General features: G+C 34.8%; 19 protein-coding genes. 17 read left to right on the top strand and 2 right to left on the bottom strand.

The window, feature by feature from the left end:
• Positions 1-55: 55 nt before the first annotated feature.
• From gmd to AAOP42_RS20450, 7 genes are read left to right on the top strand one after another with little or no spacing between them, the layout of a single operon-like run.
• Entirely contained in the window at positions 56-1,174 is a 1,119-nt protein-coding gene (gmd, locus tag AAOP42_RS20480) for a GDP-mannose 4,6-dehydratase (RefSeq protein WP_349530453.1), read from the top strand.
• The gene (locus AAOP42_RS20475) at positions 1,158-2,093 is read left to right on the top strand and encodes a GDP-L-fucose synthase family protein (protein WP_349530452.1); all 936 of its coding nucleotides are present in this window, start codon (positions 1,158-1,160) and stop codon (positions 2,091-2,093) included. The genes gmd and AAOP42_RS20475 overlap by 17 nt, the downstream gene beginning before the upstream one ends.
• Positions 2,093-3,406, top strand: a complete 1,314-nt coding sequence (locus AAOP42_RS20470; protein WP_349530451.1) for a hypothetical protein — start codon at positions 2,093-2,095, stop codon at positions 3,404-3,406. Before AAOP42_RS20475 ends, AAOP42_RS20470 begins: the two co-directional genes overlap by 1 nt.
• The gene (locus AAOP42_RS20465; RefSeq protein WP_349530450.1) at positions 3,399-4,211 is read left to right on the top strand and encodes an ABC transporter permease; all 813 of its coding nucleotides are present in this window, start codon (positions 3,399-3,401) and stop codon (positions 4,209-4,211) included. The genes AAOP42_RS20470 and AAOP42_RS20465 overlap by 8 nt, the downstream gene beginning before the upstream one ends.
• A 1-nt stretch (position 4,212) precedes the next feature.
• Positions 4,213-5,433, top strand: coding sequence for an ABC transporter ATP-binding protein (locus tag AAOP42_RS20460; protein ID WP_349530449.1), 1,221 nt, complete (start codon positions 4,213-4,215; stop codon positions 5,431-5,433).
• Positions 5,434-5,483: 50 nt separating this feature from the next.
• Positions 5,484-6,299 (top strand): class I SAM-dependent methyltransferase, encoded by an 816-nt coding sequence (locus AAOP42_RS20455; protein ID WP_349530448.1) that lies wholly within the window; start codon positions 5,484-5,486, stop codon positions 6,297-6,299.
• Between the two features lie 6 nt (positions 6,300-6,305).
• Positions 6,306-7,103 carry an alpha-1,2-fucosyltransferase gene (locus AAOP42_RS20450; RefSeq protein WP_349530447.1) on the top strand — a complete coding sequence of 266 codons (798 nt, stop codon included), beginning with the start codon at positions 6,306-6,308 and terminating at the stop codon, positions 7,101-7,103.
• Here AAOP42_RS20450 and AAOP42_RS20445 read toward each other — a convergent pair.
• On the bottom strand, positions 7,100-8,707 hold the full coding sequence (locus AAOP42_RS20445; protein WP_349530446.1) for an LIC_10190 family membrane protein: 1,608 nt from the start codon (positions 8,705-8,707) through the stop codon (positions 7,100-7,102). The genes AAOP42_RS20450 and AAOP42_RS20445 overlap by 4 nt on opposite strands.
• Positions 8,708-8,746: 39 nt before the next feature.
• Between AAOP42_RS20445 and AAOP42_RS20440 the strand changes: the two genes are divergently transcribed.
• A complete protein-coding gene (locus tag AAOP42_RS20440; protein ID WP_349530445.1) occupies positions 8,747-9,460 on the top strand; it encodes a glycosyltransferase family 2 protein in 714 nt (237 codons plus the stop codon).
• A complete protein-coding gene (locus AAOP42_RS20435; protein WP_349530444.1) occupies positions 9,457-10,476 on the top strand; it encodes a glycosyltransferase family 61 protein in 1,020 nt (339 codons plus the stop codon). Before AAOP42_RS20440 ends, AAOP42_RS20435 begins: the two co-directional genes overlap by 4 nt.
• A 222-nt stretch (positions 10,477-10,698) precedes the next feature.
• On the opposite strand, the gene AAOP42_RS20430 is transcribed toward AAOP42_RS20435, so the two are convergent.
• Positions 10,699-11,475 carry an FkbM family methyltransferase gene (locus tag AAOP42_RS20430; protein ID WP_349530443.1) on the bottom strand — a complete coding sequence of 259 codons (777 nt, stop codon included), beginning with the start codon at positions 11,473-11,475 and terminating at the stop codon, positions 10,699-10,701.
• A 23-nt stretch (positions 11,476-11,498) separates the two neighbouring features.
• Between AAOP42_RS20430 and AAOP42_RS20425 the strand changes: the two genes are divergently transcribed.
• The 8 genes from AAOP42_RS20425 (at position 11,499) to AAOP42_RS20390 (ending at position 19,941) form a co-directional block, all read left to right on the top strand.
• The gene (locus AAOP42_RS20425; RefSeq protein ID WP_349530442.1) at positions 11,499-12,479 is read left to right on the top strand and encodes a glycosyltransferase family 2 protein; all 981 of its coding nucleotides are present in this window, start codon (positions 11,499-11,501) and stop codon (positions 12,477-12,479) included.
• Positions 12,469-13,395 carry a glycosyltransferase family 2 protein gene (locus AAOP42_RS20420; RefSeq protein WP_349530441.1) on the top strand — a complete coding sequence of 309 codons (927 nt, stop codon included), beginning with the start codon at positions 12,469-12,471 and terminating at the stop codon, positions 13,393-13,395. The genes AAOP42_RS20425 and AAOP42_RS20420 overlap by 11 nt, the downstream gene beginning before the upstream one ends.
• 16 nt (positions 13,396-13,411) lie before the next feature.
• A complete protein-coding gene (locus tag AAOP42_RS20415) occupies positions 13,412-14,521 on the top strand; it encodes a glycosyltransferase family 4 protein (protein ID WP_349530440.1) in 1,110 nt (369 codons plus the stop codon).
• Positions 14,514-15,401, top strand: a complete 888-nt coding sequence (locus AAOP42_RS20410; protein ID WP_349530439.1) for a glycosyltransferase — start codon at positions 14,514-14,516, stop codon at positions 15,399-15,401. The genes AAOP42_RS20415 and AAOP42_RS20410 overlap by 8 nt, the downstream gene beginning before the upstream one ends.
• A complete protein-coding gene (locus AAOP42_RS20405; RefSeq protein ID WP_349530438.1) occupies positions 15,401-16,636 on the top strand; it encodes a glycosyltransferase in 1,236 nt (411 codons plus the stop codon). Before AAOP42_RS20410 ends, AAOP42_RS20405 begins: the two co-directional genes overlap by 1 nt.
• A gap of 197 nt (positions 16,637-16,833) precedes the next feature.
• A complete protein-coding gene (locus AAOP42_RS20400; RefSeq protein ID WP_349530437.1) occupies positions 16,834-18,093 on the top strand; it encodes an MBOAT family O-acyltransferase in 1,260 nt (419 codons plus the stop codon).
• A gap of 1 nt (position 18,094) precedes the next feature.
• Complete coding sequence (locus AAOP42_RS20395; RefSeq protein ID WP_349530436.1) at positions 18,095-18,943, top strand: hypothetical protein; 849 nt, start codon at positions 18,095-18,097, stop codon at positions 18,941-18,943.
• Between the two features lie 32 nt (positions 18,944-18,975).
• Positions 18,976-19,941, top strand: coding sequence for a nucleotide-diphospho-sugar transferase (locus AAOP42_RS20390; RefSeq protein ID WP_349530435.1), 966 nt, complete (start codon positions 18,976-18,978; stop codon positions 19,939-19,941).
• Positions 19,942-19,966: the final 25 nt, after the last annotated feature.

The following is a 19,966-nucleotide window of genomic DNA, read 5'->3' as shown; positions in this document are numbered from 1 at the left end:
TAAATTTACAACCTAATAAGAAGCAATAATCAGTAAGTACAGCATCAAGCAATTAATGAAAAAAGCACTTATCACTGGAGTAACGGGGCAAGACGGAGCATACCTTGCGGAATTTTTACTTAAAAAAGGATATGAAGTACATGGTATCAAAAGAAGAAGCTCCTCTTTCAATACGGATCGTATCGACCACCTTTATGAAGATCCGCACGTTGACAATCAGAGGTTTATATTGCATTATGGCGACCTGACCGACTCATTAAACCTTACAAGGATTATTCAGGAAATACAGCCTGATGAGATTTATAACCTTGGAGCCATGTCGCATGTAAAGGTGAGTTTTGAAGAGCCGGAATATACAGCAAATACGGATGGATTAGGCACATTGAGGATACTTGAAGCCGTACGACTTCTTGGCCTGACAGAAAAAACAAGAATTTATCAGGCATCAACATCCGAACTCTACGGACTGGTACAGCAAGTGCCCCAATCAGAAAAAACACCTTTCTATCCCCGATCTCCTTATGGTGTAGCCAAGCTATATGCCTATTGGATCACCGTCAATTACAGGGAAGCCTACAATATTTATGGAGTCAATGGTATTCTCTTCAACCATGAAAGTCCGCTCAGAGGCGAAACTTTTGTTACAAGGAAAATCACTCAGGCCGTCACCAAAATTGCTCTTGGCCTTCAAAAGGCCATGTACATGGGCAATCTCAATGCAAAAAGAGACTGGGGACATGCCAGGGATTATGTAGAAGCAATGTGGCTGATGCTTCAGCAAGACACACCTGATGATTATGTATTGGCCACTGGTGTCACTACTTCTGTCAGAGACTTTATTAGCAAAGCTTTTAAAGTACTCGATGTAGAAATTACTTTCTCAGGAAAAAATGAAGCCGAGATTGGAGTAATTAAATCTTGTAACAATCCGGAATGGAAGTTAACGCCCGGGCAAAAAGTAGTTAAAATTGATCCCAACTACTACCGGCCAACGGAAGTGGAACTACTGATAGGCGATGCTACCAAAGCAAAAGAAAAACTAGGGTGGACTCCAAAATATGATCTGGATACTCTGGTAAAAGAAATGGTAGATGCTGATTTGCAACTTGCCAAAAGGAATTTATACCTGAAAGAAGGAGGGCACAAAATACAGGGCAATGGAGAAGGAGAGTAAAATATACATTGCCGGTCACAACGGAATGGTCGGATCTGCCATCTGGAGAAAACTGGAAAGCGAAGGGTTCACCAATTTAATTGGCAGAACGTCAAAACAACTCGATTTGAAAAATCAACAAGAAGTTGAAGATTTTTTTGCAGCAGAAAAACCTGAATATGTATTCCTTGCAGCAGCCAAAGTAGGTGGTATTGTAGCCAACAATACGTATAGAGCGGATTTCTTATACGACAATTTGATGATACAATCCAATGTCATTCATCAATCTTATGTACATAAGATAAAAAAACTCTTGTTCTTAGGTTCCTCATGTATTTATCCAAAGCTTGCTCCTCAGCCTCTTGAGGAAGAGTATTTACTTACCGGATTGCTTGAATACACCAACGAACCCTATGCTATTGCCAAAATAGCGGGTATCAAAATGTGTGATGCATACCGAGCCCAATACGGATGTAACTTTATATCAGCCATGCCCACTAATCTCTATGGGCCAAACGATAATTATGACTTAGAAAAGTCACATGTATTGCCTGCATTGATAAGAAAATTTGAAGAAGCTAAAGTCCAAAACAAAAAATATGTACAAATTTGGGGAACAGGTAGCCCAAAAAGAGAATTTCTTCATGTGGACGACCTGGCGCAAGCGTGCCTTTTTTTGATGCAAAAATACAATGAAGCTGGTTTGATAAATGTTGGCGTTGGAGAAGACATCAGCATCAAAGATTTGGCATTGCATATCAAACAGATCATAGGATATGAAGGAGAATTACAATTCGATACGACAAAACCGGACGGCACCCCAAGGAAATTGATGGATGTAAGCAAACTGACTAGTCTAGGCTGGAAGGCAACAATTGGTCTCCAAGAAGGATTGGAAAGGACTATTGGGGAGTTTAATGATAAAAATACTTTCGCTTAGTGGGTATTAAAGATTTCTTTATTACTCCTATTTACTTACTCATACTCTATCTAATAGCCTATTCAATAAGGCCTCTCGTAACCGATCAAAATACCAGAAGATATTTTATACCTGGACTGACAGTAAAGTTCATTGGAGCTATCGCCTTGGGTATGATCTACCAGTTTTACTATGGAGGGGGGGATACATTCACCTACTTCCAACGAGGAAGTAACTACATTTGGAATGCCTTTTTAGACAGTCCTTTTGTAGGGCTACAGATGATTTTTTCAGAGATGGTTTATACCCCTGAGAATTTCGAGTACACAAGCCAGATATATACTTTTGGAGATAGCGCTTCTTACTTTGTGGTAAGAGTAGCAGGCTTTTTTGATCTGCTTACATTTCACGCTTATTCTGCTACTGCTTTACTATTTGCAGTAACCAGTTACTCAGGGATATGGATGATTTTTCTTGTCTTTTACAAGTTTTATCCAAGTTTCATCAAACATATAGCCCTCGGAGTATTATTCGTTCCTTCTGTTTTTTTTTGGGGATCTGGTCTCATGAAAGACACCTTAACCCTAGGTGCTTTGGGTTGGCTGTTTTACGGGTTTTCACAGGTCTTTATTTTTAAGAAAAAGCTATTAAAGAGTACCATTCTATTGATAGTTGGCTTTTATGTATTATATACTATCAAAATATATATAGTGATTTGCTTTATGCCGGCTCTTGCTTTTTACTTTTACCTGCAAAATCAAAGCAAAATCAAAAATCAATTAATTAAAACAATGCTGGCGCCATTCCTGATATCTTTGGGTATTGCTTCTGCCTATTTCACAACGGTCCTCGTTAGTGCCAATCATTACAGGTATTCGATAGATACTGTTTTATATACAGCTGAGCAAACAGCAAAATGGAATTATTTTGTAAGTGAAAGGGATCAAGGATCTGGTTATACCCTAGGCGATTATGACTTTACACCAACTGGATTGGCACGTAAATTTGTCCCTGCGGTGATTACGTCATTTTTCAGGCCGTTTTTATGGGAAGTCAGAAACCCAGTCATGCTATTGTCTGCCCTTGAAAACACGTTTGTTTTGTATTTATTTGTAGTTTTTTTATTCCAAAGGAAGTCCTTTGTACTAGCTGCTTCTAATCCACTATTTGTATTTTGCCTTATCTTTGCTGTATTATTCGCTTTTGCCATCGGCGTGACTACTTATAATTTTGGTTCGCTGGTTCGGTATAAAATCCCCATGATTCCGTTTCTAATGACTGCATTATTATTGATCACTAATAAAAAATTTCAATTGCAATCAAGTCATGTCTAAAACCACCATCACTTCAGCGTCTTCCAGAAAACTTAACCTGAAAGAATTGTTTGATTACAGGGATTTGTTTTGGGTTTTGGCATACAGAGACTTGAGGGTGCGTTATGCTCAAACGTTTTTAGGGCTTCTTTGGGCAATCCTACAGCCCCTTTCTACTTTACTCATTTTTACATTAATATTTGGGCGAGCAATAAAAGTAGATACAGGCAATATTCCGTATCCACTTTTTGCACTGTGTGGCATGAGTGCCTGGTCCTATTTTGCTTTTGTGATGAACCAAAGTGGTACGTCTATCATTGGAGCTCAGGAAATGATCAAAAAGATCTATTTCCCAAGACTGGTCATCCCTTTGAGTAAAAGCCTGGTCGCCTTTGTTGACTTTGGAATTGCCTTGGCAATGACAATCGTTTTACTCTTTTATTACAACATACCCATAACGCCTTCTATATTCATTTTTCCAGTTTTTGTATTGCTCAATATCCTTTTTGCCCTTGGTGTGGGCATTTGGCTTAGTTCATTGACAATTAGGTACCGTGATTTTCAGCACATCGTTCCATTCTTGGTGCAACTTGGGCTCTACGCTTCTCCTATTGCTTACCCCGCTGCATTGATTCCAGAAAAATATAAGGTATTGTATTACCTAAATCCAATGTCTGGAATTGTCGAAGGATTTAGATGGGCAATTTTGAATACTCCTCCTCCAGGAGTTTACAGTTTGATTTCATTTGGGCTTGTATTCATTATCTTTTTTTCTGGTCTGTGGTATTTTAAAAAAATGGAGCGAACTATGGCTGACTTAATCTAATATGGAAGATTACGCTATCAAAATATCAGATCTTTCCAAAAAATACCAGATAGGTCAATTGAAATCGACTTCTTTAAGAGAATCACTATTTAATTTTTCTAAAACCAAAGAAGAGAATTACTTCTGGGCACTCAAAGACATCAACTTGACCATCCAGCCAGGAGAAGCTGTTGGTATTATTGGGAAGAATGGCGCAGGAAAAAGCACTTTACTTAAGATCCTCAGTAAAATCACCTATCCAACCAGTGGGAAAGTTGAAATAAATGGCCGAGTTTCTTCTCTACTTGAGGTGGGCACAGGGTTTCACCCTGAGTTAAGTGGAAGGGAAAATGTATTCCTCAATGGCACCATACTGGGCATGCGTCGAAATGAAATCAAATCTAAGTTTGATGAAATCGTAGATTTTAGTGGCGTGGGCAACTTCATAGACACTCCCATAAAACACTACAGTAGCGGCATGAAGGTGAGGTTGGCTTTTGCAGTTGCCGCATTTTTAGAACCCGAAATACTTATAATCGATGAAGTACTGGCAGTAGGTGATGCCGACTTTCAAAAAAAATGCCTCGGCAAAATGGAAGAAGTAACCGGGGAAGGTAGGACTGTGCTGTTTGTGAGTCATAATATGGGAGCGATTGAGAAATTGTGTACATCTGGTATTCAACTAAATAATGGGATGATTCAAACCATTGGCAACATACAGGAAATAATCACTAGCTATATGCAGTTTAATACTTCCTCGGTACAAAGGCATTCAATTAAAGAAAGAAGAGGAAATGGGGCATTGATAGTAGAGTCATTGCGGATAACAAATGAATTTGGGATTGAAATACATCAAATTAAGTCCGATATGAACATCAGAATTGAAATGGACTACTCCATTCAAAATCATGCTTTTGATTTTTCACGTTTAATTGTCGGAATAGGAATTAAAGATTTTAATGGGGATAATCTACTACTTCATCATAATAGATTAACAGGACAGTTATTTAATAATTCACAAGTACTCGGATCTCATAAGATAATTTTTACTTTAGATAATTTAGGATTGAATGTGGGAGATTATTCCATACACTATTCTGTTATGCAAGACACAGAATACATAGATCACTCAGATCAAGTATTGACTTTTGAGGTCACTAGCCAGTTTCCATTTAACTATCAAGAATTACCCCCAAAATCATCAAGCAAATTTTTACGTCGAGCAGAATGGTCAATAGAATAATACGAGTCTTTTATAAATATAAAATATTATTAGGTATCTATTCTATGCGAATGAAGTCTGATCACAAAAAACGCAATAAAGAATTCTTGATTACTCTGCGGTCAAATGATAACTCCAATATTGAACTAACACAATCTTGGGAAAATTTCCAAAGAAAAATGGTTAAGGAATTTGAAAATGGTGATCCAAATGAATTTTTAAGATTTCCAACCGTACAAGGAACAATGTTCTTTTCTGCAAGGCAGGTTCAATTCATCGAATTAAAAGAATCTAGAAGTTGGAATCATTTCCGAAATGCTATTGTAGAAAACAGTTTGGGCAATCCTCCTATTTATAAATACTATCCGAGATCAAGTGGAAACCTCGTGCATCATGCATATTCTTTGAATAAAATACTTCAGGTGATTGATATTGAAGAATTCTTAAAGCTTCGTTCAATCTTGGAATTTGGAGGTGGTTATGGAAGCTTTTGTCGATTGGTTTCAAACATTGGATATAGAAATCAATATACAATCTATGATTTGCCAGTTTTTAATAAGATTCAAAAATGGTATCTATCCAGTGTTATTGATTCCGCTAAAATTGAATATTTAACAGATTCCAAATTATTATCCAATCGAAATCCAGATTCTTTTATTGCCCTATGGTCACTAAGTGAATCGCCAATGTCATTAAGAAAAACGTTCGAACCAGTCATTAGATCATCAAAAATTGTTTTGATAGCATTTCAGAAAGAATTTCATGGGATAGATAATTGGTTATATTTTAACGGTTTAGTAGATCGTGGAATTGTAAAAAATGGAAAAATTTTTGAAATCCCAAGTATTCCTAATAATTATTACCTTCTTGGAACTTGTAGAGATTAAATCATCATGATAGGAATTCATATTCAAGGAAGATTAGGAAATCAAATGTTTCAATATGCCTTCATAATTTCCGCAGGCTTAAAACTTCAAACACGTTACTTTTTAAGCTTTTACCATCACCCTTTAGATTTACATAAATACTTTGATATGCCTCATTTCAATCCATTGAGGAATAAAATCATCAATTTAATGTACAAAAAGAGACTAGTCAAACTAGAAAAGGTATCTGAGCAACGTGAACTCCTACCAAAGGGTAACATTGATCTATTGACAGATAAAAAAATATACTACGGCTTTTATCAATCTTTAGAATATTTCCAAAGCAATATTGATTTTATAAAGTCGGCTTTTCAAGTCAAGTCACATTACAGGCAATTATTCAATGAAAAACTTCAGTTAAACGGACTTGCTAAAGAAAAAATAGTTTGTATTCACGTAAGACGGGATGATTATCCAGAACACATGGTTCTTTTAAATGAGTATTATAAAAAAGCAATTGAATGCTTAGGAGATATCCAAGATTACAGAATATTGTTAGTTGGTTTTCGTGCTGAAGAATATTTCAAAGATTTTGATTTTATTCCAAAATTAGAATTGTTCTCAGATACAATAATGAATGATTTCCAAATGATTATGCAAGCTGAAATGGCAATTATTTCCAACAGCTCGTTTGCATGGTGGGCTGCTTTTTTAGGAGGGAATAAGAACCGAAAAATTATTGCACCAAAATATTGGTTTGGTTTTCAAGAGAAAATTGAAAATCCTATAGGGATAAGCTCTAATTTAAATTGGAATTGGCTTTAATCAGAAATTGAAATTGCGAACCCACAATCCATAGTAGCCCCTAATTGTTTAAGTTGATCATTAAGGTCAGGGGTACATGGCAATGGACTGTCCCAGCATAAATTTGACCTATAGGGCAAATAATAAGTGTTATCACCAACGGTTTTGTTGATTAGCTCTACATTGTTATAATGAGATGGAGATATGAATTGATAATCACCTTCTTTTACTTCTCGATAAAATGAATAACCCCAAGCAAGTAGTCCAAGGATCAAGAGTTTATGAACAACCCAGTCCAAAAACCGTCTACCTGAAATAAATAAATAGAACCCTACTGAAATAAAGGCAATTATAAACCCATGACCAAATCGGAGGTAAGGTGCCATTAAAAACCAAAATACAACACCTAATAACATTGCAGTTAAAAGGTATTTTTCAGCTTTCTTGGAGGCGTCATTTTTTCTTAAAACAATACTTACAGGTAGAATGCATAATAAAAATAGAATTGAGAAAATTAGGAGTTTATTGAGTATCATTTGATTCGACCACCAGATAGGCAGCCAAGTTTTAAAAGTTAAGGTTGAAAACCATTGTAAATCATACGATCCCGTTCGTGCAAAACTTTTAACCCACTCACTCTCCCTAATAACTAATTCATATGGAATTTTCCAAGGCACATCAAAAAGATCCATATGTGCAAAAGGATAAACTAGATATCCACTCAAATAATAATTACGCACAAAAAAAGGCAATAGAAAGAACAGTAGCAAAGCTGAATATTTCAACAAAGATTTAAAATCAAATTTTGATCTAACGATTAAGATGACTGGTAACAATACTATTGGAAGAGATGATAGCTTTACAGTTACCGCAAATACACTTAAAATTAAGATTGGGAATTTTGAGGAATGAAAAGTTGAAAAACTGTCAATAAATACAAAGGTTATGGTTAATATTAGAATAGTGACAAGAATATCCGGTGTAGGTGAAGATATCCAATCTCGATAAAAAGATAAAAGTAGTATAATTGAGGTTCCACTACAAATATTGATATAGAGGTTATTACTATGAAAAGCTTCCTTGATCATATATATCAAACCAAGTAGTAAGCAAAAGCTTGACAGTGTACCATGAAGCATGACATTATTGAAAAAAGAAAATCCAAAAGAGGATACCAAAATATGAAAAACAGAATTGAAAGCAAGCCGTCCGTGCAAGTTTCCCAATCCAGATACTACCGGAAATGATTCCGACCATCTTATAGTTTGTGCATGATAAAGACCTACATCTGTAACGAAAGGAGTTTTTGATGCTTGTAATAAAACAACTAAGAATACAACACCAAAAAGTAAGAACTCAAGAATTCCAATAGCCTTGAATGACGATTCAATATTCTTCCCTACGACTATTAGTCCATAAATAAATAAGGGTAGACAAAAGAGCCCATTAAATCTTGTTGGAGTTAAAATCGAGGAGTATGAAAATATTGCTCCCAGAACTGCAAGCCCGATTAAGAATTCTACAAAAAGGTTTGACTCTTTAAGGCCAAAAAAAATAATGCATATTTTAGTTGTGCCTATGCAACTAAAGAATATATAAAACCATACTAATAGGATCACTAACATTTGAAAAAGGCTCTTGAATAATTGAGTGAAATAAATAAAATGAGAAAAAAGCTTTCAATTCTAATACCGACATTTAACGAACAAAAAACAATAGGAATAGTCCTTGAACAAGTACATAAAGTCCATATTGGAGATTTAGATCGTGAGATTATATTGATAGACGATTGTTCTACTGATGCTACTAAAGATATAGTGACTCAATTTATCAATTCTAATAAAAACCTAGAGATTATTTTACATTCTTTTAAAAAGAATCAAGGAAAAGGGGCGGCTATACGATGGGGAATTGAGCATGTAACGGGAGATTATGTTATAGTACAAGATGCTGATTTGGAATATGATCCAAGAGAGTATATCAATCTACTCCAGCCTTTAATTGAAGATAAGGCCGATGTTGTGTTTGGGTCTCGCTTCATGGGTGGCCATCCACATCGTGTCTTGTTTTTTTGGCATTCAGTAGGTAATGCATTTTTGACACTCCTTTCAAACATACTAACTGACCTGAACCTTACTGATATGGAAACCTGCTACAAACTATTCAAAGTAGATGTAATAAAGAGCATAAATCTAATAGAGAATCGGTTTGGATTTGAACCAGAGGTTACTGCAAAAATTGCCAAGCTAAGGGGGATAAGAATTTATGAAGTGGGAATATCATACTATGGTCGAACTTACGCTGAAGGGAAGAAAATTAATTGGAAAGATGGTTTTCGAGCGATCTACTGTATAATTAGGTATAATTTTGGTAAATGAAATTTAAAATTGTAAAAAGATTTGAAGAAGCTGAGGTGAAAAGAACAGCCCCTCTAAATTCATCAAATTCAGAACTCAATTATTTTCACTTAAATGAGAAAATTCCAAGTTTCATGATTCTTATGCTCAATAATACCTTCTGTTCACCATACGGCATTCTTTTCAAGAATGGTCAGGTTGTGAAGCAATCAGTCTATTCTATGTTTGATAGAAACAAAAATCATCTAACTTTTTTTAAAAAAATTCTCTTAGGCAGATACCTTAAAATAAAAGGTCCTGCACTAATTATTCATAACGCATATTATTCAAACTTTTATCATTGGCTCATTGAAGCAATGCCTCGCCTTTATGTTTCGGAATTTCTCACTAATCAATGTACTCTTGTTATTCCTAAAAAGGTCTCACTCTTCCATAAACAAATGCTTGATTTATTTAAATTCAAAAATATACTGTATTTAGATGACCACCTTCTTGTAAAAGCAGAAACGTTTATTCTTCCAATGCATACAAGTACTGGATTATCGCATTATCCACAAATAATGAGAGGATTGAGAGATAGGATATTACCATTGGTTTTAGCAAGTAAGTGCAACAAAGATCTCCTTAAGGCGAAAAATATTTACATATCACGTGGCAAGGCGCTCAAAAGAAAGATAATAAATGAACAAGAAGTCCTTAATGTGCTTTTAAGGCACAATTTTATTTCAGTTGAGCTTGAGAGTCTCCCTTTTACGGATCAAGTAAGCCTTTTTAACAATGCCGAGGTTGTTTGCGGTGTTCATGGTGCTGGACTCTCTAATATGATTTTTTCCCCTGATAAAACTACATACGTGGTATTCAAAAATGAAGAACATCCTGACCCAGCATTTATTAATTTGGCTAATTGTTTTTCTCACAATTTTTATTTACTCGATTGTAGTGATCCAAATTCTCATCTTAAAGGGAGGAATCCACAATCTTATGATGTTCAAGTTGATACTACACAATTAGAAGAAATATTGGCAATGATATACTAACTCCTTTAAAAGGAGTTTTGCTTTTAAAAAAACCGAATACTCAAAATGCATTTAATAGGAATATTCTTAGGGTATTTTCAGAATATCTAAACTTGATCCGCTCAGCTACAATGACTAATTTCAATGTTTACATCAAGTAATCTAGCTCAAAATTCTTAAAATCTAATTTATATGCCCCAGAGCAAAAAATTCAACTTTATTATTAAAAGTAAAAATAGATTCTTAATGCAGAGGTGTTTTAGTTATATATTTAGAATTATACAAATTCGTTTCTAACTCAGGGAGTTGCGATACAAAAGGGAATTCTTTTAAATCCGCAAAGAACAAATTACACATAATAGCACCATGATGTATGCCTAATGTGCTAAAACTAAATATATGATAACCCATATTTTTCAAATAGTTAATGCAAGTTCCATGACAAATATCTTGAATACTTTGTTCAATTACTATAACCTTAGGTCTATATAAGTTCCAATCGTTAGAGGTTAATACGTCAAATTCATACCCTTCAACATCAATTGTCATTAAGTCAATTGTTTTTTTACAAAAAGGCTTAAGAATAGCAGAAAGTGGTGATATAATGACAGATTTCCTTGATTTATAAGAGTCTAGCGGTTGTTCCTCTTTAGAGCAAAAATTCATCGATGGACTTTCTTGTTGATAGTAAAAAATGGATCCCTCATTCTTCCCTATTGCTATGTTGATGTTAGTGTCTTCTGGACGTTTTTTATTAAATAAATCGATATTTTCAGTATTAGGATCTATGTTAATACCTCTCCATCCTTGAGTTCTGTAGAGGAAGTACGTGTTTGATCCAATTGTAGGATGGTAAGCCCCGACATCAATAAAAAAACCTTTATCAACACCTTTGAAGATAGTTCTAAGAATCATATCTTCACCCCCCTGTGAAAAACATGGATTGAAACCTGTATAGCCTAAAATGATTCTATGTAATTTATTTTTAAAATTGCGAGGTATATATTTTCTCAAATCCATCTTTTTTTTAAAAATCAAAGATAATGAAAATACTCATCACCATAATTACCCCATCATATAATCAAGCAGAATATATCGAGCAGACAATTGATTCGGTTTTATCTCAAAATTATACAAATTTAGAATATATGATAATTGATGGTGGAAGCACTGATAAATCAGTCGAGATCATTAAGAAATATGAAAAACACCTAAGTTATTGGGTGAGTGAACCAGACCAAGGACAAAGTCATGCTATAAATAAAGGACTCAAACATGCTCAAGGCGATGTAATCAACTGGCTGAATAGTGATGACTTTTTGGAGCCAGGTGCATTGAAGCTTATAGGTAAGACATTTGAGGATCCGAATGTAAGAGTCCTTTGTGGTAGGAGCAGGAAATTTAGTGAGCAAGCAGTATTCATTTCTAATGGAACAGAGGTATATCCGCAGAGTATTGGTAAAACAATAGGCTGGGCTCGTATTGACCAGCCTGAAACATGGTTTAGGCGTTCAGCTGTTGAAGTTGTGGGGTCTGTTGATCAACATCTTCATTATCTCATGGATCGAGAATGGTGGATCAGATACCTGTTGCATTTCGGTATATCTGGAATCTTACAGATTCCAGATATACTGGTAAACTTTAGATTGCACGATAAATCTAAAACAATCAGTATGGAAGAAGCTTTTGAAATTGACCATGATACTATATTTCATGGCATGGCTAAAGCATTTCAGGAAACTGAAATTGCGAATTTCATAGAAAAGAATTCTACGATTAGCGAATACTATAAATTCCCAAAAAAATCTAATCAACTTATCTCAGAAGGTGTTTTTGATTATTATTTTCTTCGCAAGGCAGATCGTTCTTATTTTTTTCAAGATCCTTACAAGAGTAGAACATATTTACATCAAGTAGATACTTTAAAACTTGATACTGCTGCCTTAGAGCTATATCAAAAATTGAAATGGCGCACTTCAAAATTCATTTATCCCGTTATTTCTATTTTGAAAAATGGATTTTGAATTAACAATAGTTATTCCAACTAAAGATCGAACGAATATATTGCGGGAATCCTTAGTTCAACTTGTGAATGCCACTTATCATGTGTCTGTAGAAATATTGGTGATCAATGATGGGGGTGAACTATCAGACCTGGGAATTAATGACCTACAAATAATCCCTAACGAAGGTCGTGGAGTAGCATCGGCGAGAAATACAGGAGTACGCAATGCTCAATCAAGCCTTATCTTATTTATGGATGATGACATTTGGTTAACGAAAGAAGCAATAGATCACATTCTGATATTTCATAAAGAGCATCCTAATTCAGTACTTAACATTAATTGGATTTATCCAGAATCTTTGGCTGCTGCGCTTAGATCAACCTCCTTTGGGAGGTACCTTCAATACCATGGCTTCACATCTTTAAAAGGTTGGAACCAGAGCTCAGTGTGGTATGAACAATCACTTTTCGAAACACATGGTATCACGAGTCAAAACCTTTCTATACGCAAAACCACTTTTAATAAAGTTGGAGGGTACAACCAACAATTTCCTTTTGCTGGATTTGAAGACCATGAGTTTTCTTCAAGGCTCAGATCAAATAATATCAAAATTTTTATTGATAGCTCAGTGATGACTTATCACAATGAATGTGATCGACAGGAAATTGGAAATTGGTTGGAGAGAAAATACCGAAGTGGCATTACCCGCAAAGTGGGTGTTGAAATGGGCTTCTCAGAGTTAGAGATTCATTACTCTTGGCACAAAAAAATGATTCTAATTTTAATTCTTGTATTTGCTCCAATTCTCAAACTCATGGCTGTGAATCACTTAACAAATAGAAACAAGACTCTGGATCCAATTTCTTTTCGGATAATAGGGGTACTCTTAGCTGGTTCGATATACCGTGGTTATTCAGCTTCCTATAAGAAGTGATACTTTTTATTCGAAAATGAAGAAAAAGAAAATAGCAATAATAATTTCAGATATTGACAAGTCACTTGAGTTTGAGTGGCTGATAGAAGATTGGAATTATCAGTCTTATGATCTTTTTTTCATCCTAGTCAATGGGGAGCATAGCATACTCCGAAAGTTTATTTCAGACCGTTCTATTACATGTTACTCACTCATATCAAATGAGATTGTTGATGTCAAATCCATCTGGAAGATTTATAGCGTATTGAAAGTCGAACAACCAGATATTGTACATAGTCATTTATTAAAAGCAAGTTTTCAAGGCTTACTCGCAGCTAAGTTGGCAGGAATTCATTCAAGAATACATACAAGACACCATGGCAGTTTTCATCACAAATACCATCCAAAAGGAGTTTGGATTGATCGTTTGATCAATAAACTATCTACTCAGATTGTTTCAATTAGTTGGAATGTCAAGAATATATTGATGGATAAAGAACATGTTAGAGAAAATAAAATACACCTTGTGCATCATGGTTTTAAACTTCAAAAGTTCAGTAGTCCCAATAAAGGTGATGTAGAAGCATTGAAAAGGAAATACGGCATGAAACCTCAATATCCTGTTATAGGTGTTATCTCTCGCTTTTTTGAACTAAAGGGCATTCAATATACGATTCAAGCTTTTGAGAGAGTATTGGATCAATATCCTGATTCACTTTTGATCATGGCAAATGCCAGAGGGCCATATGCAAATGAAATACAGTCCCATTTGAGTACTATTCCATCGAAGAACTATTTATTGATTCCCTTTGAGACCGACATTTTCTCATTGTATCATTTGTTTGATATTCACATTCATGTGCCAGTTGACCCAAATGTAGAAGCCTTTGGACAAACTTATGTGGAGGCTTTGGCTGCTGGAATTCCTTCGATTTTCACAATGTCTGGTGTCGCCCCCGAATTTATCAAAAATGAAAAAAATGCCTTAGTTGTGGACTTTGAGAATTCCGGTGAGATTTTTGAATCCATTACAAAGCTATTGGCTTCAGACGACTTAAGAAAAAAACTGGTTCATTCCGGCAAAGTATCGGTACAATCATTTAAGTTTTCAAGCATGATGAGCCAACTGGAAACGCTCTATGAATAATTCTGATGTCATATTCTCAGTTGTAATACCTACTTACAATCGTGCAGATCGATTGGTTTTGGCAGTTAAGTCAGTTTTGGCTCAAGAATTCAAAAAATGGGAATTGATCATAGTGGATGATGGAAGTACTGACCATACTAAAGACCAAATAGCCGAGTTTACAGATCATCGAATTCGGTATTTTTATAAAAAGAATGAAGAACGTGCAATCGCACGAAACTTTGGTATCGAACGTGCAAAGGGTCAATACATTACTTTTCTGGACAGTGATGATGAGTTGTATTCGCATTGTTTCTCTGAAGCACTTGATTTGAAAAATCAATCAAATAACCCAGAATGGTTTCACCTTGCGTACGAGATGAAAAATGAAAAAGGTAAGGTAATCAATAGAGTAAATCGACGTAAGGGAGACCTGAATAAAACGTTAATCACTGGAAATCATTTGAGCTGTATAGGTGTGTTTGTCCGAAAAGATATTATGTCAATTCACCAGTTCAATGAACATCCTATAATAATTGGCTCAGAAGATTATATCCTTTGGATGAGATTGGCTGCTAGATTTCACTTGTACTACACCAATAGAATTTGTGCTTTTATGAATCAACATGATGAAAGGAGTGTGTTGTCCTTTGATGCGGATAAACTTGAGCAAAGGGTTCTGAGGAGCATAGAGATTATTCTGAGTGACGATACCTTTTGTGAAAAATTTGGAAGCAAAAAGGATAAACTAATAGCCCATAGGTTTATCTATTTATCGCTTCATTTGGCTATGGAAAAAAAAACATTCCAATCCTTCCCTTACCTGCTCAAGAGTATCTGTCGGGAGCCTCTAATGATATTTAGTAGGAAATTTTTAGCAGTAGTTAAAACGATACTTTAATGAATAAAAAAATCCTTTACCTTTCATACGATGGCATCACCGATCCACTGGGTCAGTCGCAGATTTTACCGTATTTGAAAGGATTATCCCAAAAAGGCTATTTCTTTTACTTGGTAGGATTTGAAAAAAAGGATGCCTACAAAAAACAAAAGGAAGTAATTGAAAAAGAAATAAAGGGTTTCGGGATTCAATGGATTCCGAAAAAATACCACAAATCTCCGCCCGTTTTATCCACATTATATGACCTCTGGGAGATGAAAAAAACGGCCGCAAAAATAGTTTCAGAGGAAAATATCAAAATAGTACATTGTAGGAGCTATATCACCATGTTGGTAGGTCTGTATCTCAAAAGAAAATTCAATATCAAACTTCTATTCGACATGCGTGGTTTTTGGGCAGATGAACGGGTTGACGGAAAGATTTGGAACCTGAAAAACCCTTTGTTTAATTGGATCTACAATTATTTTAAGAAAAAAGAAATAGAGTTTGTACAGGAATCCGATCATATTATTTCTCTGACTTACGCAGGCAAAGAAGAAATGGTATCTGGAAATTTATTTGCTGACAAGTCCGTGAAAATTGATGCAAATAAAATCAGTGTAATCCCTTGTGCAACCGATTTGGATTTGTTTGATCCTGAGAAAGTGAGTGAACGCCAAGTAAATGAATGCAAACTAAAACTAGGCATTACTGCCAGTGACAAAACCTTGATTTACCTAGGGTCGCTTGGTACCTGGTACTTGGTTAAAGAGATGTTGGAGTTTTATAAAGCATGGAAAGCCCTACATCCTGAATATAAGTTTTTGTTCGTGACTAAGGATGACATGCAAGAAGTACACCAATACTGCGTCGAACTGGATATCAAAACCACCAATATACTACATGCTATAGCAAACCGCCATGAAGTACCCACCTACTTAAAGCTGGCAGACTTAGGCATTTTCTTTATCAAACCAGCCTACTCCAAAAAAGCTTCTTCCGCAGTAAAAATGGGGGAAATGCTGGCCATGAGACTGCCTTTCGTAACTAATACTGGAGTAGGTGATGTCGAACTGGAACTCAAAGAAATTCATTTTGCTCAAATCATTGATCTAGATAAAGGAATAGAAAAAGATATTCTATTTTCAACCAATAGAATATTGAATTTTGATAGTATATTATCCAGAAATAAAAAAAATTACAGTAACCTTTCTGCCATAACTAGCTATTCAAACATTTATAACATGTTTGAATAGCTAGTATGGATTTTGAAATAAATTGCGTCTTATACATCCCCTAGTAAGTTAAGGACATGCTCTTCAATAGTTTTCCATTTTTAGTTTTAGTAACTTTTACTTTCTTTCTGTATTATACTAATGCTTTAAGAAGACTGCAAATTCATATACTCATTATCTCGAGTTTTGTGTTCTATGCATTTAACAACCCAATACTTTTGTTACTACTAATTTTTTCAGTGGCCATCAACATAATTTCGAGTTACTTGGTGGGAATCAGCACAAATCAGACGAGAAAAAAATGGTGCGCAATTTTAGGGGTCACAATCAATTTAATCACTTTAGCATTTTTTAAATATAGTGGCCTCATTGCTATCACCTTTTTCAATTCCGCTGATACACTATTTGATTTTTTAAATACCATCCCTTTACCAATTGGTATCTCATTTTTCACTTTTCAGGGCATCAGTTTAGTGGTAGATACTTACAGGGATGAACTCACAACAGAAGAGAAAAATAAATTTCCAAAATATGGTTTAAACGTAGCACTATTTATTTCATTTTTCCCTCAATTGATTGCAGGTCCAATTGTAAAGGCTCATGATTTTATTCCTCAAATAAAAACCAAAACAAGAAAAGATATTCATTGGGAAGATGTTATAAAATACCTCATATTAGGATATTTCCTAAAATCATTTGTAGCAGATAATCTTAAAGACTATACATACTGGATTGCCTATCCATTTTTTGAAACAAAATCGAGCATTACTCTTATCTTCATGCTATTTGGCTATTCGATGCAGATTTTCTCTGATTTTGCAGGCTATTCTTTGATTGCCATTGGCATTGCGGGGTTGTTTGGGTATCAATTAAAACAAAATTTCAATTTTCCTTATATCGCTCAATCTTTTTCTGACTTTTGGAAAAGATGGCACATTTCATTATCTAGTTTCCTAAAGGAATATCTCTATTTTCCACTAGGGGGTAATAGAAAGGGTAAAGTCAGAACCTACATTAATTTACTTCTTACCATGATACTCGGTGGGTTATGGCACGGTGCTGCCTGGAGTTATGCAGTTTGGGGACTATTTCACGGAATTCTCTTGGCAACAGAAAGGTTGCTACAAGACCTAGTTCACATAAGAAATAACCACATTTTAAAAACAGTTAAATTTTCCGTGGTATTTATTATGGTTTCAATTGGATGGTTATTGTTTAAACTCCCAGAATTTAGTGATGCTGTTAAGTACATATACTCAATTATTCATAACACAGAACTAAACCCAGATTATAGCAACATTACTTACATCATAATCTATTCCACACCTATTATAGTTTATCATATATCATACTTACTTAGGTCAACAAACTCATATAACAAGGTCAAGAAGTATTCCTATTTGGCTTATGGATTTATGCTTTTCTTGATTTTAACCAATAGTGGAACTTCACAGGAATTCATTTATTTCCAATTTTGATATGTTGAAAAATATAATATTCAGCGCATTGGTATTTTTGGTCATACACTACCTAATAGTGTTTTTTTCGCCACCTAATTGGTTAGGCGCTCCTCAAAATCAATGGCAGGCTAATATGATTAGGGCGGAAAATTTAATACTTTCCGATACGTATTTTGAAAAAATAATAGTTGGTTCATCACTTTCTGTAAACCTTAATTATGGACAATTTGACCATACATGGAGTAATCTATCATTTAGCGGCCTAAGTATTTATGAAGGTCTGGAAATAATTCATCATTTAGAGCAAAAACCCAAATACTTATTTATCGAAATAAATGTACTCCTACGAGATAAAGACACCTTTTTTCTGGAACATCTTTTCAATCCAATAAAATACCCTATAAAGAAAAAACTCTCCATTTTAAAAGAAAGTCAACAACCTGTTTCTCTAATAGGTGAACCATTATTATATCACCTCATAAGAAAATTAATGCCATCTAATAAATCTAACAACAACCCCAAAATAGTCGATATCAAAAAAGAACTAGTTCAAAAGATGTCTAAGGACTATGACATTGTACCAATAGATAAAATTCAAAATCAAATAGCACTACTAAAAAAACTGTTGACACCCATAGAAAATCATGGGACTAAAGTCATATTATTTGAAATGCCTATAGATCAAGCGTTGTGTAATACCCCACTGACTATTGCAATCAGACAAGCCATTAAAAATGCTTTCCCGCAATATTTTTTCATCGAACATCCAGACTGTACAGAATACTCCACTTCAGATGGGATTCACCTGGATCATGACAGTGCTTTGAAATTCGTAAATTACTTTAAAGACAAAATTCAGCAAATCTAATTTAGAAAGAATGTATTAAAGTACCTTTGCCTATGTCTTTTGAAACCCCCATATTGTACTTAATGTTTAATCGCCCTGACTTGGTGAAACAAACATTTCCTAAAATAAAGGAAGTGAAACCAAAGTATCTTTTCTTAGCAGCGGATGGTCCAAGAAAAGAAAATCAGGAAGACATTCCAAAATGTAAGGAATGCAAGGAATGGGTTTTAGCCCAGATTGACTGGGACTGTGAGGTTCAAACACTTTTTAGAGATAAAAACATTGGTTGTGGGTTAGCAGTGGGTGGCGCCATTACTTGGTTCTTTGAACATGTTGAAATGGGAATTATATTGGAAGATGATATACTGCCTAGCAAATCATTTTTCATGTTTTGTGAAGAACTATTACACTACTACCTCAATGATGAAAATGTTATGCATATTGGGGGATTGAATTTTTTAAAAAATTCAAATGGGTCGGATTCGTATTACTATTCTAACTACTCTCATATCTGGGGATGGGCTACATGGAGAAGGTCATGGCAATTTTATGATCATGAAATAGTTAAATCAGAATATCTCAATACTAAGAGATTAAGCCAAAACCTTAAATCAAGCATACAAGGTAATTACTGGAACAAAATTTTTGAAAACGTTAAAAAAGGAAAAGTGGATTCATGGGGGTATCGATGGCATGCCACTATATTTTTAAACTCTGGGATTTGTATAAAACCTTATAAAGATTTAGTTGAAAATATTGGTTTTGGAGCAGATGCAACACATACTACAGGAGCAAATTATACGCTGATAAAGAATGAAATAAAGTTCCCTCTAGGACACCCAAAAAAGATGCTTATTGCGTTTAAAAAAGATTATCGATTGTTCCGGACAATTTATTTGCCTAAACCAAGTTTAATTGAAAAGTTGAAAAATTTGGTTCGTTGCATATTCCCAAGTAGATTTTATGAAAAGTTGAAAAAATATTCTAAGAATCTCAACTTAATCCGTAATCGTCATTAGAGATGTTTACCTCATTAATTAGTAA

Origin of the sequence: Reichenbachiella sp. MALMAid0571, assembly GCF_040151475.1 — a bacterium.
Lineage (GTDB): Bacteria > Bacteroidota > Bacteroidia > Cytophagales > Cyclobacteriaceae > CAXBNB01.
Note: the sequence above shows the minus strand (reverse complement) of the source record. Positions and strands in the feature narration are given on the sequence as shown.